We start from the raw sequence: 347 nt of genomic DNA on the forward strand, positions 1-347 counted from the left end.
GGATATGAATCCAAAGTAAATGGTACTGATATCACAAATACAAAAGTAGGCGAAACAAAAGTAGAAGGAACGAAAACATGGAAAGACGATAACGCGAAAGATCGTCCGGAAATGATCAAAGTAGACCTTCTACAAAATGGCACAGTGATTGCGACGCAAGAAGTAAGCAAAGCAACAGGCTGGAAATACGAATTCAAAGATTTAGCAGCATATGATGCAGACGGAGTAGCGTACAAGTATGAAGTGAAAGAACAACCGGTAGCCGGATATGAATCCAAAGTAAACGGTTATGACATCACAAATACAAAAATCAAGGACGAACAACATACAGATCCAAAAGATCCAAG

Annotated in this window: 1 protein-coding gene; it reads left to right on the plus strand. The window is 39.2% G+C overall.

Translation table 11 applies throughout. The features are described from left to right. The coding region (locus COL05_RS30330; RefSeq protein ID WP_257152615.1) for a Cna B-type domain-containing protein at positions 1-347 on the plus strand (347 nt) is incomplete at both ends.

Origin of the sequence: Bacillus sp. AFS059628 (genome assembly GCF_002571225.1) — a bacterium.
Classification (GTDB): Bacteria; Bacillota; Bacilli; order Bacillales; family Bacillaceae_G; genus Bacillus_A.